The sequence below is a fragment of the Streptosporangium pseudovulgare genome (assembly GCF_014648055.1).
Lineage (GTDB): Bacteria > Actinomycetota > Actinomycetes > Streptosporangiales > Streptosporangiaceae > Streptosporangium > Streptosporangium pseudovulgare.
The window spans coordinates 810,273-823,829 of sequence record NZ_BMQJ01000002.1 but is presented as its reverse complement, the minus strand read 5'-3'; the positions used below and the strand labels follow the sequence as shown (position 1 = coordinate 823,829).

11 protein-coding genes are annotated in these 13,557 nt (G+C 74.0%); 9 read left to right on the top strand and 2 right to left on the bottom strand.

Going from position 1 to position 13,557, the window contains the following annotated elements; genetic code table 11:
• Nucleotides 1-22: 22 nt before the first annotated feature.
• The 8 genes from IEZ10_RS07355 (at nt 23) to IEZ10_RS07320 (ending at nt 10,416) form a co-directional block, all read left to right on the top strand.
• On the top strand, nt 23-2,986 hold the full coding sequence (locus tag IEZ10_RS07355) for a ribonuclease E/G (RefSeq protein ID WP_189245661.1): 2,964 nt from the start codon (nt 23-25) through the stop codon (nt 2,984-2,986).
• 269 nt (nt 2,987-3,255) lie between these two features.
• A complete protein-coding gene (gene rplU, locus IEZ10_RS07350) occupies nt 3,256-3,558 on the top strand; it encodes a 50S ribosomal protein L21 (protein WP_189245660.1) in 303 nt (100 codons plus the stop codon).
• A 19-nt stretch (nt 3,559-3,577) separates the two neighbouring features.
• Complete coding sequence (rpmA, locus tag IEZ10_RS07345) at nt 3,578-3,835, top strand: 50S ribosomal protein L27 (protein WP_189245659.1); 258 nt, start codon at nt 3,578-3,580, stop codon at nt 3,833-3,835.
• Nucleotides 3,836-3,937: 102 nt separating this feature from the next.
• Nucleotides 3,938-5,290 carry a GTPase ObgE gene (obgE, locus tag IEZ10_RS07340; RefSeq protein ID WP_189245658.1) on the top strand — a complete coding sequence of 451 codons (1,353 nt, stop codon included), beginning with the start codon at nt 3,938-3,940 and terminating at the stop codon, nt 5,288-5,290.
• 88 nt (nt 5,291-5,378) lie between these two features.
• Entirely contained in the window at nt 5,379-6,503 is a 1,125-nt protein-coding gene (gene proB / locus IEZ10_RS07335) for a glutamate 5-kinase (protein ID WP_189245657.1), read from the top strand.
• Nucleotides 6,504-6,527: 24 nt separating this feature from the next.
• Complete coding sequence (locus IEZ10_RS07330) at nt 6,528-7,817, top strand: glutamate-5-semialdehyde dehydrogenase (RefSeq protein ID WP_189245656.1); 1,290 nt, start codon at nt 6,528-6,530, stop codon at nt 7,815-7,817.
• 159 nt (nt 7,818-7,976) lie between these two features.
• Nucleotides 7,977-8,558 carry a DoxX family protein gene (locus IEZ10_RS07325; RefSeq protein ID WP_189245655.1) on the top strand — a complete coding sequence of 194 codons (582 nt, stop codon included), beginning with the start codon at nt 7,977-7,979 and terminating at the stop codon, nt 8,556-8,558.
• Nucleotides 8,559-8,712: 154 nt separating this feature from the next.
• A complete protein-coding gene (locus tag IEZ10_RS07320; protein ID WP_189245654.1) occupies nt 8,713-10,416 on the top strand; it encodes a serine/threonine-protein kinase in 1,704 nt (567 codons plus the stop codon).
• 26 nt (nt 10,417-10,442) lie between these two features.
• Here IEZ10_RS07320 and IEZ10_RS07315 read toward each other — a convergent pair whose 3' ends face one another.
• Nucleotides 10,443-12,059: a multicopper oxidase family protein gene (locus tag IEZ10_RS07315; protein WP_189245653.1), complete on the bottom strand. Its 1,617-nt coding sequence runs from the start codon at nt 12,057-12,059 to the stop codon at nt 10,443-10,445.
• Nucleotides 12,052-12,459 (bottom strand): hypothetical protein, encoded by a 408-nt coding sequence (locus tag IEZ10_RS07310; protein WP_189245652.1) that lies wholly within the window; start codon nt 12,457-12,459, stop codon nt 12,052-12,054. The genes IEZ10_RS07315 and IEZ10_RS07310 overlap by 8 nt, the downstream gene beginning before the upstream one ends.
• A gap of 108 nt (nt 12,460-12,567) precedes the next feature.
• Between IEZ10_RS07310 and IEZ10_RS07305 the strand changes: the two genes are divergently transcribed.
• Entirely contained in the window at nt 12,568-13,470 is a 903-nt protein-coding gene (locus IEZ10_RS07305) for a LysR family transcriptional regulator (RefSeq protein WP_229811030.1), read from the top strand.
• Nucleotides 13,471-13,557 lie beyond the last annotated feature (87 nt).

Genomic DNA, 13,557 nt, shown 5'->3' with positions numbered 1-13,557 from the left:
GAGCTGACGGGAGAGCGCCCGCATGCTCGACAACGAGCCCGGCGCCGGGGTGAACGGCCCCGGCGAGGACAGAACAGAACAGACCCAGCCGACGCGTCGCAGGCGGTCCGCCAGCAGGCCGGCCGGCCCTCCGCCGGAGGAGCCGGAGTCCCCGCCCGCGGTGCTGAAGGCACCCGCGCCGGTGACGGCCCCGCCGGCCGTCGCCGAGCCGGCGGAGCCCGCGGCTGCCCCGGCTCCCGAGCCGGCGGCGACGCGGCCGGCCGGACCCGCCGAGACCGGGGACGCGCGGCCTGCCGCGGCCCAGGAGCCCGGAGCCGCGCCGGAGCCCGAGGCGGCGCCGGAACCGGTGAAGCCCAAGCGCGCGACCCGGCGCAAGACGGCCGTCGCCGAGGCCGGGACCGCGACGGCTGAGCCGGCCGCCGCGAAGCCCCGGCGCAGCCGTGCGAAGAAGGCGGCCGCCGAGCCGGTGGCGGAGCCGGGCGCCGAGACGCCCGGCGAGACGGTTTCCGGACCGGCGGCCGAGGCGTCCGCTGAGACGGCCGCACCGGTCGCGCCGGAGCCGGTGGCCGGGCCGTCCGGACAGGAGGCGCCGGAGAAGCCCGCGCCGGCCAAGCGCACCCGCACCCGCAGGAAGGCGGCGCAGCAGGAGGCCCCTCCGGCCGAGCCGGTCGCCGAGGTGAGCGCGCCCCAGGCCGCGGCCCCGGCGGGACCCGCGGAGGCTCAGGAGACCCCGGAGACCGTGGAGACCACGGCGGTCGCGGAGGCCCCGTACGGCGAAGAGACCCCGGAAGCCCCGGACGTCGCGGACCTGCTTCCGGAGCCGCCCGCCGACGAGGCGCTGGACGACGAGCCCGCAGGCGAGGACATCGTCGAGGAGCGTCCCGGCCTGTTCTCCGACCCCTTCGGGATGGCCGAGCGTGAGCGCCCGGAGGCCCCGGCGCTGACCTTCCAGGCGCCGGCCGCGGTCTTCCAGCCGCTCTTCCAGGCCCCCGACCCGCAGCGGGCCGTGGCGCCCGCCGTCCGTCCCGCGCCGGCGCAGCCGGAACCCGAGGCGGAGCAGGCAGAGGAGGAGCTCTCCCCGGAGGCCGCCGGCGACGAGGCCGAGGGCGACGAGGAGGCCGGTGGCCGCCGCCGTCGCCGCCGCAGGGGCGGGCGCGGCCGGGGCCGTGTCCGTGACCTGGAAGAAGGCGAGGAGGAGGAGCCGGAGCAGGCCGAGGAGGAGCCGGAGGCCCAGCCCCAGCCCGCCGAGCAGGCAGAGGAGGAGACGGGCGGCTCACGCCGTCGCCGTCGCCGCCGCCGCCGCGGCGAGGAGTCGGACGAGAGCAACGACAATCCGCCGAACACCGTGGTGCGCATCCGCGCGCCCCGCGCCGGACGCAGCCTGCTGGACGAGGTGCAGAGCGTGCGCGGCTCGACCCGCCTGGAGGCCAAGAAGCAGCGCCGCCGCGAGGGCCGTGAGCTCGGCCGCAGACGCCCGCCGATCATCACCGAGTCGGAGTTCCTGGCCCGCCGCGAGTCCGTCGAGCGCATGATGGTGGTCCGCCGCACCGGCGGCCGGACCCAGATCGCGGTGCTGGAGGACGGCATCCTCGTCGAGCACTACGTCAACCGCGAGGCCGGCCAGTCCTACGTGGGCAACGTCTACCTCGGCAAGGTGCAGAACGTCCTGCCGAGCATGGAGGCGGCGTTCGTCGACATCGGCAAGGGCCGCAACGCGGTGCTGTACGCCGGTGAGGTCAACTTCGACACCGTGGGGCTGGAGGGCCAGCCCAAGCGGATCGAGGTGGCGCTGAAGTCCGGCCAGTCGGTGCTGGTTCAGGTCACCAAGGACCCGATGGGCCACAAGGGGGCGCGGCTCACCTCGCAGGTCAGCCTGCCGGGCCGCTACCTGGTCTACGTGCCCGACGGCTCGATGACCGGGATCAGCCGCAAGCTGCCCGACAAGGAGCGCACCCGCCTCAAGAGCATCCTGAAGAAGGTGATGCCGGAGAACGCCGGTGTCATCGTCCGCACGGCCGCCGAGGGCGCCTCCGAGGAGGAGCTCGGCCGCGACGTGGCCAGGCTGTCGGCCCAGTGGGAGAACATCCAGCGCAAGGCCAAGTCGGCCAGCGCGCCGGAGCTGCTGTCCTCCGAGCCCGACCTGACCGTCAGGGTGGTCCGCGACGTCTTCAACGAGGACTTCGCCTCGCTGGTCGTGGCGGGCGACGAGGTGTGGGAGACGGTCGACGAGTACGTCCGCTATGTCGCCCCGCACCTGGCCGACCGGCTGAAGAGGTGGGACGGCGACGGCGACGTCTTCGCCGCCTACCGCATCGACGAGCAGATCGCCAAGGCGATGGAGCGCAAGGTCTGGCTGCCCAGCGGCGGTTCGCTGGTGATCGACCGGACCGAGGCCATGACGGTGGTCGACGTCAACACCGGCAAGTTCACCGGTCAGGGCGGCAACCTCGAGGAGACGGTGACCCGCAACAACCTGGAGGCGGCCGAGGAGATCGTCCGCCAGCTCAGGCTGCGGGACATCGGCGGCATCATCGTCATCGACTTCATCGACATGGTGCTGGAGAGCAACCGCGACCTGGTGCTGCGGCGGCTGCTGGAGTGCCTGGCCCGCGACCGGACGAAGCACCAGGTCGCCGAGGTCACCTCGCTGGGGCTGGTGCAGATGACCCGCAAGCGGGTCGGGCAGGGCCTGCTGGAGGCGTTCTCCACCGTCTGTGAGTGCTGCAACGGCCGGGGCCTGCACGTCTCGACCGAGCCGGTCGAGGGCAAGCCGGAGCCGCGCGGCACCCAGGGCAAGATGGCCATCGAGAAGGCCGTCGCGGAGAAGCTCGGCAAGGACGGCGGTCAGGCCGTCGCGGCCAACGACCAGTCCGGCCGTGATACGGTGACCGATGCGCTTGACGACGCTCCTGACGGAGACGCTCAGGCCATGCAGACTTCCGGCCGGGGGCGGCGACGCTCCCGGAAGGCCAGGTCGGCCGACTGACCGGGCCGCCTCGCGAATCCCGCCGTCCGGCGGCGCCGTACGGGCGCACTGGGCGGCGGGGGCGCCCGCGGGGCACGGTCGGCGGCCGGCGGTTCCGGCGTTCCGCCCGGTTCGACCAGGACACCGGTAATCCGGTAAGCTGGTGAATCGGTGCGCTCGTGGCGCGCCCTGTTCGCGCGTCTACCCGGTTCGTCGGTCGACATCAGTGACCATAGCCGGATGCGGGGCGCAGCATCCAGCGAGCAAGTAGTCAGAAGAAGGGTTCCGCGGTGTACGCGATCGTTCGTTGCGGCGGCAGGCAGCAGAAGGTCTCCGTCGGTGACGTCCTTGAGGTGGACAAGGTCGCCGGCGAGGTCGGTTCCATGGTCTCGCTGCCGACGGTGCTCGTCGTCAACGATGGCGACGTGACCACCGAGGCGGGCAAGTTCACCGTCGCCGCCGAGATTCTCGGCGAGACCAAGGGTCCGAAGATCCGGATCCTCAAGTACAAGAACAAGACCGGCTACAAGAAGCGCCAGGGTCACCGCCAGCGTTACACGCAGGTGAAGATCACCGGCATCGACCAGGCCTGAGTTTCGGGAGTTTTGCGAGATGGCACACAAGAAGGGCGCGTCGTCCACTCGGAACGGCCGTGACTCCAACGCGCAGCGGCTTGGCGTGAAGCGCTTCGGCGGCCAGCTGGTCAACGCCGGCGAGATCATCGTCCGGCAGCGTGGCACCCACTTCCACCCGGGCGACAACGTCGGCCGCGGCAGCGACGACACGCTGTTCGCGCTGGCCGCCGGCCACGTGCAGTTCGGTGTCAAGCGCGGTCGCCGCGCGGTGAGCATCGTCCCGGCCGCGGAGTAGGTCCGCACCGCCAGACGTCAACGACAGGGGTGGATCGCGTAGGCGATCCACCCCTGTTCGCTTTATAAGCGGTTTTCCTGAGATAGGGGTAGAAAGGCAGACATGCCGGACTTTGTGGACCAGGTGGTCCTGCACATCAAGGCCGGTGACGGGGGACATGGCTGCGCCTCTGTCCATCGGGAGAAGTTCAAGCCGCTCGGCGGCCCCGACGGCGGCAACGGCGGCCGCGGCGGCGACGTCATCCTGGAGGTCGACCCCAGCACCGCCACGCTGCTGGAGTACCACCACCGTCCGCACCGCAAGGCCGCCAACGGCAAGCAGGGCTCGGGCGGCAACCGCGACGGAGCCAACGGCGGGGACGTCATCCTGCCGGTGCCCGACGGCACCGTGGTCAAGGACGCCTCCACCGGTGAGGTCCTGGTCGACCTGGTCGGCGCCGGCACCCGCTACGTGATCGCCGAGGGCGGCCACGGTGGGCTGGGCAACGCCGCCCTGGCCTCCACCAAGCGCAAGGCCCCCGGCTTCGCGCTGCTCGGCGAGCCCGGGGACGCCCTCGACGTGATGCTGGAGCTGAAGAGCGTCGCCGACGTGGCGCTGGTCGGCTTCCCCAGCGCGGGCAAGTCCTCCCTGATCGCCGCGCTGTCGGCGGCCCGCCCGAAGATCGCCGACTACCCGTTCACCACGCTGGTGCCCAACCTCGGCGTCGTCAGCGCCGGTGACACGGTCTTCACCGTCGCCGACGTGCCCGGCCTCATCCCCGGCGCGTCGGAGGGCAGGGGCCTGGGCCACGAGTTCCTGCGGCACGTCGAGCGGTGCAACACGCTCGTGCACGTGATCGACTGCGCCACCATGGAGCCGGGCCGCGACCCGGTCAGCGACTACGAGGCGATCGAGGCCGAGCTCGCGGCGTACGGCAAGCTGGAGGACCGGCCGCGCCTGGCCGTGCTCAACAAGGCCGACGTGCCCGACGCCCGGGAGCTGGCCGACATCGTCCGGCCGATGCTGGAGGAGCGGGGGCTGCGGGTCTTCCAGATCTCGGCGGCCACGCACGAGGGCCTGCCGGAGCTGACCTACGCCATGGCCGAGATGGTCGCCGCCGCCCGGGCCGCCGCGCCCGTGCCCGAGCCGACCCGCCTGGTCATCCGGCCCCGCCAGATCGGCGACACCGGCTTCGCGGTGCGCCGGGTGGACGACAACACCTTCCAGGTCACCGGGGCCAAGCCGGAGCGGTGGATCCGCCAGACCGACTTCACCAACGACGAGGCCGTCGGCTACCTCGCCGACCGGCTGGAGCGGCTCGGCGTGGAGGAGGAGCTCACCAAGGCGGGCGCCAAGGCCGGCGCCGAGGTGATCATCGGGTCCATGGAGAACGGCTACATCTTCGACTGGCAGCCGACGCTCAACGCCGAGGCCGTGCACCAGGGGCCGCGGGGTACGGACAACCGGCTCGGATAGCCTGCTGTCCACGGCCCCCGGAGGTCCCCCGGCGCGCGGGCCGTGGTGGCAGAGCCCGGGGAGCCCTTTTCGAGGAAGGTACGTGTACGTGGACGGTGGGCGCGATCGGATCCGTACGGCCGCACGCCTGGTCGTGAAGGTGGGCTCGTCATCGCTCACCACTCCGCAGGGGACGATCGACGTCGACCGGGTGGACGCCCTGGTCGACGTGCTCGCCGCCCGCCGTGCGGCGGGCACGCAGCTCGTGCTGGTGTCCTCCGGCGCGATCGCGGCGGGCCTGGGACCGCTGGGCCTGCCCGCGCGGCCGCGCGACCTCGCCACCCAGCAGGCGGCGGCCTCCGTCGGGCAGGGGGTGCTGGTCGCCCGCTACACCTCCTCCTTCGCCCGGTACAGCCTGCGCGTCGGCCAGGTGCTGCTGACCGCCGACGACATGATGCGCCGCTCGCACCACGCCAACGCCCAGCGCACGCTGGGCCGCCTGCTGGAGCTGGGCATCGTCCCGGTGGTCAACGAGAACGACACCGTGGCCACCGACGAGATCCGCTTCGGTGACAACGACCGGCTCGCCGCGCTGGTCGCCCACCTGACCCGCGCCGACGCGCTGGTGCTGCTGTCGGACGTGGACGCCCTCTACGACGGCGACCCGCGCCGCCCGGGGGCCCGCAGGCTCACCGAGGTGCGCGGGCCCGCCGACCTCGTGGGCGTCGAGCTGGGCAGGGGCGGCGCGGTCGGCACCGGCGGCATGGTCACCAAGGTGCAGGCGGCCCGGATCGCCACCGGCGCGGGCGTGCCCGTCGTGCTGACCGCCGCCGCGCACGCCGCGCAGGCCCTCACCGGCGCCGACATCGGCACCTACTTCCACCCCGAGGGCCGCCACCCCGGCACCCGCCTGCTGTGGCTGGCGCACGCCACCACCGGCCGGGGCCGCCTCCACCTGGACCCCGGCGCGGTCGAGGCGGTGGTGGGCCGCCGCAAGTCGCTGCTGCCCGCCGGGGTCACCGCCGTCGAGGGCGAGTTCGCCGCGGGCGACCCGGTGGACCTGTGCGGGCCGCGCGGCCGGGTCGTCGCCCGCGGCCTGGTGAACTTCGACGCCGGGGAGATCCCCGGCCTGCTGGGCCGTTCCACCAGGGAGCTGGGCGCCGACCTCGGTCCGGAATATGAGCGTGAGCTGATTCATCGCGACGACATCGTCATACTGGAGACTCAGCACTAGTTTCCGGTTCGCATGGAGCGCGAGATGTCCGAGGAATTCCTGAAGGTGGCCCGGGCGGCCAAAGAGGCCGCCGCCGAGCTGGCCCCGCTGCCGCGGTCGCCCAAGGACGCCGCGCTCCGGGCGGTGGCCGACGCCCTGGTGGCCAGGGCGGCCGAGATCGTCGAGGCCAACGCGCTCGACGTGGAACGGGCGCGGGAGGGCGGCACCTCCGAGTACATGATCGACCGGCTCCGGCTCGACGAGGCCCGCGTCCGGGCCGTCGCCGAGGCGGTCCGCCAGGTCGCCGACCTGCCCGACCCGGTGGGCGAGGTGGTCCGGGGCGGCACGCTGCCCAACGGGCTGGAGCTGCGCCAGGTCCGGGTGCCCCTCGGGGTGGTCGGCATCATCTACGAGGGCCGCCCGAACGTGACCGTGGACGCCGCGGCGCTCTGCCTGAAGAGCGGCAACGCCGTGCTGCTGCGCGGCTCGTCCAGCGCGTACTCCTCCAACACCGCCCTGGTGAAGGTCATGCAGGAGGCGCTGGCCGGCACCGAGGTCCCGGCCGGGGCGGTGCAGCTGGTGCCCGGCCGGAGCCGTGACTCGGTCAAGGAGCTCATGCGGGCCCGGGGCCTGGTGGACGTGCTGATCCCGCGCGGCGGGGCCTCACTGATCAACTCGGTGGTCGAGGAGTCCACGGTCCCGGTGATCGAGACCGGCGTCGGCAACTGCCACGTCTACGTCGACGCCGACGCCGACCTCGACCTCGCCGTCGAGATCCTCCTCAACGCCAAGGTCCAGCGGCCCTCGGTGTGCAACGCCGCCGAGACGCTCCTGGTGCACGCCGCCGTCGCCGACGCGTTCGTGCCGCGCGCGCTGGCCGCGCTGGCCGCCGAGGGGGTGACGGTGCACGGGGACGAGCGGATCGCCGCCTACGGCGACGTGGTGCCGGCCGGTGAGACCGACTTCCGTGAGGAGTACCTCTCCCTCGACATCGCCGCGGCCGTGGTCGACTCGCTGGAGGACGCGGTCGCGCACATCAGGAAGTACGGCTCGGGCCACACCGACGCGATCGTGACCCGTTCGGTCACCGCCTCGCGCAGGTTCGTCGCGACGGTCGACTCCGCGGCGGTGGCGGTCAACGCCTCCACCCGGTTCACCGACGGCGGCGAGTTCGGGTTCGGCGCGGAGATCGGCATCTCCACCCAGAAGCTGCACGCGCGCGGCCCCATGGGCCTGCCCGAGCTGACCTCCACCAAGTGGATCTACACCGGGGAGGGCCACCTGCGCACCGCGTCCGGCACGGTCATCGCCCGGCCGGGGCCTCGCGCCGAGTAGCCGGGGCCGCCCGGCGCGGGCCCCGGTCTTCCCGTGACCGATCGTGACGGCGTGTCGCTTCCCGTGATCGGGACCGGGTGCCGTTTGACTTGATCGCATGAACGCTGTGACCGCGGCCCCGGTCGCCACCGTGCCGCCCACCGGCCGGCCCGCGCGGCCATGAGGCGCGCCCTTTACGACGTGGCGGCGCTGATCGCCCGGATCGTGGTGGGCGTGATCTTCGTCGCGCACGGGTGGCAGAAGGCCGCGGGCGGCGGGCCCGGCGCGGCCGCGGCGAAGTTCGCCGCGATGGGCGTGCCGCTGCCGGAGGCGTCGGCGTGGTACGCCGTGGTCGTCGAGCTGGCCGGCGGGATCCTGCTCATCCTGGGCCTGCTGACCCCGCTCGCCGGTCTCCTGCTCGCGATCGACATGCTGGGCGCCGTCCTGTTCGTCCACCGGGGCGCGCTGTTCGTCGGCGAGGGCGGTTTCGAGCTGGCCGGCGCCCTCGGTTCGGCCGCGCTGCTGGCGGCCGCCGGCGGCGCGGGCCGGGTCAGCCTGGACCACCTGCTCTTCGGCCGCCGGAGGGAGCGCCGACGGCGGGACGAGGCGGGCCTGCCGTACGTCCCGCCGCTCGCGGCCGGGCCGCAGCCGCCCGCTCCGGCGGACCGGCCGCCGGAGCAGCCGCCGGGGCAGTCCCCGCAGCAGCCGTCCGCGCAGGCGGGCGGGCCCGGTGACCCCCGGGGAGACGCCGCGGGCCGCTGATGTTTCCCCCAAGTACGGCGCGCCGCCGTAAATTCGTCCTCCCCGCCCGCTATGGTGTTGTCTCCTTTGGGCTGGAGGCAGGGGAGCGAGCGCGAGCGAGCGACCCGACAGGCACAGGCGGTCTCGGACCCATGTGGCCGACGCGGGAGGGCACGTGGGGCGACTCGGGCGGATCGGCCCCTACACGTTGATGGAGCGCCTCGGCCGGGGCGGCATGGGCGAGGTCTACCTCGCCGCCAACCGCCGCGGCGAGCTCGTCGCCCTCAAGATGCTCCACGAGGCCGTCGACGCCGACTCCGAGGCCCGCGCGCGGCTCGAACGCGAGGTCCGCGCCCTGCGCCGGGTCGAGAGCCCCTACGTCGCCAGGGTCCTCGACGCCGACCTCGCCTGCGAGCGGCCCTACCTGGTCATGCAGTACATCGAGGGCGACACCCTCCTGGAGCGGGTACGGCGCGACGGCCCGCTTCGGGGAGCGGGGCTCGTCACCCTGGCGCAGGGGCTGGCGGCCGCGCTGTCGGCCATCCACGCGGCCGGGGTCGTGCACCGCGACCTCAAGCCCACGAACGTGCTGCTCGGCCCCGGCGGCGAGCCCGTCCTGATCGACTTCGGCATCGCCCAGGTCCTCGACGCCACCCGGCTCACCCTCACCGGCACCTTCCTGGGCACCCCCGGCTACGCCGCCCCGGAGCTGTTCGCCGACGAGCCGGTGCGGGAGCCCGTCGACGTGCACGGCTGGGCCGCCACGGTCGCGTTCGCCGCCACCGGGCGCCCCACCTTCGGCCGCGGCACGGTCGAGGCGCAGATGTACGCGATCCTGAACGGCCAGGCCGACCTCGCGGGGGTCCCCGCGGCGCTGCTGCCCCTGATCCGGGCGGCCCTGCACCGCGAGGCCGGGAAACGCCCCACCGCGGCCGTCCTCGCCACCCGCCTCGCCCGCCTGGCCCGCGCCACCGCCGGAACGGCGCCCGCGAAGAACACCGGGCGCGAGGGAGAGCGGAACGGGCGTGCCGGGGAGCGGGCCGCGGCCGCCGCGGCACGGAAACCGGAGACCCGGGCCGCCACCGTCACGGCGGAGGAGCCCCCGAAGGCCGGAAGGGCGGCGAAGGCGGCGGAGGCCGCCCGCGGGCTCCGGCCGGGGCCCGCGCCGGACCGGACCGTCCGGGGGACGCGCCCCGGAGACGACGAGCGGACCCCGGTCCCGGGTGAGACGCAGCCGTCCCGGAGCGGGAACCCTCCCACGGCGGACGGGCCCGCGCCCGCCCGCCGGGTCGTCAGGCGGCGGCGGACCACCCCGGCCGCGGAGCCCGCCCCGGCCAGGACGGGCCCGCTGCCCGCGGGAAGCGCGGCACTGCTCCTGCTGGCCGTGCTCGCCGTACCGTGCGTGGTGTCCACGGTGATCTGGCCGCTGGCCACCTTCGCCGTCACCGCGGTCTTCACCGGGCTGGCCCGCGCGATCTGGATGGGGCACTGGCTGGTCCGGCGGTGCAGGTCGGCCAGGACGCGCGGCGTACTGCGCGCGGTGACCTTCCCGCCGACCCTCGCGGTGTCGCTGGTGACCGTGCTGGCCTGGCCCGGGCTGCCGGCCGCGGGGCTCGCCGGGGTCACGCTGTGGGCGATCCTGGGCGGGGAACTGCCGCCCGAGTGGTGGCTGCGGCCCGGCCCCGTCGCCGTCGCCGGTGTCGTGTTCGGCGTCGTCTGCGGCTGGGGCGCCGGCCGCGAGATCGATCGGGTCAGCTCGCGGATCCCCGAGCTGCGCGACCTGCGCAGGCAGGGGCTGCGCGCCCTGACCGTGCTGGGCGGGTTCGTCGCCCTCTGCGCGACGGCCGTGCGGGCGGTCGCCCTCACGTTCGGCCTCTGACCGGCCGCCGGGGGCGGCACGCTCCCCTAGACGATCTCAAGGTTGGCCATCATGCCCATGTCCTCGTGTTCGGCGTTGTGGCAGTGGAAGAGGTAACGGCCGCGGTAGCCGTCGAAACGGGTGATGATCTCGGCTGACTCACCCGGCCGCAGGGAGACGGTGTCCTTGAGGCCCGCGTCGTGCGGCAGCGGCGGGCGGCCGCCGCGCGAGAGCACCCGGAAACCGACCAGATGCAGGTGGACGGGGTGGTGGACGTCGGCGACCAGCCGCCACACCTCGACATCTCCGAGACGGGTGATGACGTCGGAGCGGGCGGGGTCGAACGGCAGCCCGCCGATCAGCCAGCCGTGGCCGCCGCCCATCCGCCCGGCGCGGAAGGAGAGGTCGCGCACCCTGACGGCGTCCGACCGGCGCCAGGCCGGCAGGTCGGTGGAGAGGGTGCGGGGGACGCGGCTGTCGTCGGCGGCGCGGCGCGCGACGCGGAAGGCCATCACGTCGCGGGTACGGCCCGAGCCGAGCCGGTTGAGGAGCCTGACGCGGCCGCCGACCGGGATGCCGGAGAAGTCGATGATCACGTCGTGGCGTTCGGCGGGCGCCGTCGGCAGCAGCCGGTGGGTGACCGGCGCGGCGAGCAGTCCCTGGTCGGCGCCGATCTGGACGAGGTCGAGGCGGCGTCCGTCGTCGGTGACCGCTTCGAGCTCGTAGTGCCGGGCGTTGGAGGCGTTCAGGATACGCAGCCGGTGGCGGGCCGCGTCGACCTCGTGCACGGGCCACGGGGCGCCGTTGACCAGGATCACGTCACCGAGGACGCCGCCGAGGTAGGGGTCGTGCACGCCCGGCCGCTCCCGCAGGGCGGGGTCGAGGGCGGGATAGGCGAGGCCGCCGTCGGCGGCGAACGCGCGGTCGGCGATCATGAGGGGCAGTTCGCGCGGCCCCGCGGGCAGGCCGAGGGCGTCCTCGGCGTCGTCGCGGACGATGTGCAGCCCGGCCAGGCCGCGCCAGATCGCGGGGGCGGTGAAGTCCATCCGGTGGTCGTGGTACCACAGCAGCGTCGGCCGCTGGTCCAGCGGGAAGGTGTAGTCCCGCGTCAGCTCGGTCACCACGGCCCGCGGATCGTGCATGCCCCGCATGCCGTGCCCGGAGCCGTGCCCCGTGTGCATGGGGCGCTCCTGCCGGCCTCGGGGCAGGACGAGGTCGGTCGGGTACCCGTCGGAGGCCGCCGGGGTTCGTCCGCCGTGCAGGTGCACGACGGTCGGCACGGGCAGTTCGTTGTGGTGCGTCACGGTGACCGGCCGGCCGCGGCGCGACTCGATCGTCGGTCCGGGGAAGGTGCCCTCGTACGTCCACAGCGGCGTTCTGACGCCGGGCAGGATCTCCGCGCTCGCCTCGCGCTGGGTGATCTCGTAGCGGTCGGTCCCGTCCGAGGCGCCGACCGGATCGAGCACGGGGGGAATCGGCAGCGGTACCCGGAACGGCGGCGGTAGCGCTACGGCGCTGCGCAGCCGGGCGCCGGTGACCGACGGCCGGCGGGCCAGCGCGGCCGAGGCCGTCAGCCCGGCGGCCGCCGTCAGCCCGAGCGCCCCGCCGATGCCCAGCATCCGCCGCCTGGTCGGGCCGCGGACCTCGTCGCGGTGCTCACGCATCACGGGCCTCCCGCCGCGGGAGGGGCCGGCGCCAGCCGGCGATGAACTGCACGGTGAGCGCGGCGACGGTCATCACGCCCAGCGGGATGTGCAGCCACAACGCGCCGTCCAAGCCGGCGAAGTACTGCACCGTCTCGGCCGCCGCCACCGCCGTCGTGGACAGGAAAGGCCACGCCTGGCGCAGCCGTACCCACACCACGATCGCCGTGATCATCTGCAGGTATCCGATGGAGGTGACCACGTCGGCGCCGGCCGCGTGCCAGCGCAGGCCGTCGAAGTCGCCGGTCAGATACACCCCGGCGAACACCGGCTGGCCGGCGATCGCCATCATGTGCGCGCTGACGGCGGCTCGGAACGCCCACTCTGGGGGTTTCGGCCGATGCGCGGCCCCGGTGAGCATGTCGCACTTCTCCTCGTTCTGACCTTGGTTGGTGAACGACCCGACACTATGAGCTGGTGGTTATCTCGTCTAAGATCAATATTGCTATGGTGTTATGTGCTGGGAGGCATGATGGAGCTGGGCCCGCTCAGGCAGTTCCTGGTGGTGGCACGGCTGGAACACCTCAGCCGGGCGGCCGAGGAGCTGCGCATCGCCCAGCCGTCGCTGAGCCGGACCATCGCCCGGCTGGAGAGCGAGCTGGGCACCCCGCTGTTCGACCGGAGTGGCCGGCTCCGGCTGAACGACGCGGGCAAGGTCTTCCGCGGCCACGTCGAACGGGCCCTGGGCGAACTCGAGGCCGGACGACGCGCCGTCGCCGAGGCCACCGGCGAGGGCATGGGCACCGTGAGGCTGGCGTCGGAGACCTTCCTCACCCTCACCGGTCCGCTGGCGGCCTACAAGCGGGCCCATCCCTCCGTCGAGGTCGAGCTCCACTGGTCACCGGCCGAGGACATGGCCCGCCGCCTGCGGGCCCAGGACGTCGACCTGTGTGTCGCCTCACAGCCGATCCACATCGAAGGCCTGGAGTCGGTGCGGCTGTTCGAGGAGGTGGTGGGGGTGGGCGCGCCACTCGGTCACCCGCTGGCGGGCCGTACGTCCGTGCGCGTCGACGAACTCGTCGGCCAGCCCTTCGTCGCCGCCCGCAAGGGGCACTGGCAGCGGCGGCTGCTCGACCGGCTCTTCGCCGCGCTGGACCGCACGCCGAAGATCGTCTGCGAGGTCGACGAGGTCGGCGCCATCGCGGAGCTGATCGGCGCGGGACTCGGCATCGGCCTCGTCCCCGCCTTCGCCCGCCGCAACGCCACGCATGTCCCCGGCGTCTGGATCGCCGTCGACAGCCCCGACTGCCGCCGCACGGTCACCCTGCACTGGGGCGCCGGCGGCCACCTGTCCACCGCCGCCCGCCTGATGCGCGCCACGATCACCGGCTGGGACTGGACCACCGGCCGACCGCGGGACGAACGCGGATGACGGGCCCACGGGCGGCTTCACTGTCCCGGACGGCGGTCGTTGACCGTACGCTCCAGAACCGTCAGGTCGCCGCGCCCCCTGACATTC

Bases quoted from the DNA above. Each gene is read 5' to 3' on its own strand.
- IEZ10_RS07355 (WP_189245661.1), top strand. From the start codon at position 23: ATGCTCGACAACGAGCCCGGCGCCGGGGTGAACGGCCCCGGCGAGGAC.
- rpmA (WP_189245659.1), top strand. From the start codon at position 3,578: ATGGCACACAAGAAGGGCGCGTCGTCCACTCGGAACGGCCGTGACTCC.
- obgE (WP_189245658.1), top strand. From the start codon at position 3,938: ATGCCGGACTTTGTGGACCAGGTGGTCCTGCACATCAAGGCCGGTGAC.
- IEZ10_RS07330 (WP_189245656.1), top strand. From the start codon at position 6,528: ATGTCCGAGGAATTCCTGAAGGTGGCCCGGGCGGCCAAAGAGGCCGCC.
- IEZ10_RS07325 (WP_189245655.1), top strand. From the start codon at position 7,977: ATGAGGCGCGCCCTTTACGACGTGGCGGCGCTGATCGCCCGGATCGTG.
- IEZ10_RS07315 (WP_189245653.1), bottom strand. From the start codon at position 12,059: ATGCGTGAGCACCGCGACGAGGTCCGCGGCCCGACCAGGCGGCGGATG.
- IEZ10_RS07310 (WP_189245652.1), bottom strand. From the start codon at position 12,459: ATGCTCACCGGGGCCGCGCATCGGCCGAAACCCCCAGAGTGGGCGTTC.
- IEZ10_RS07305 (WP_229811030.1), top strand. From the start codon at position 12,568: ATGATGGAGCTGGGCCCGCTCAGGCAGTTCCTGGTGGTGGCACGGCTG.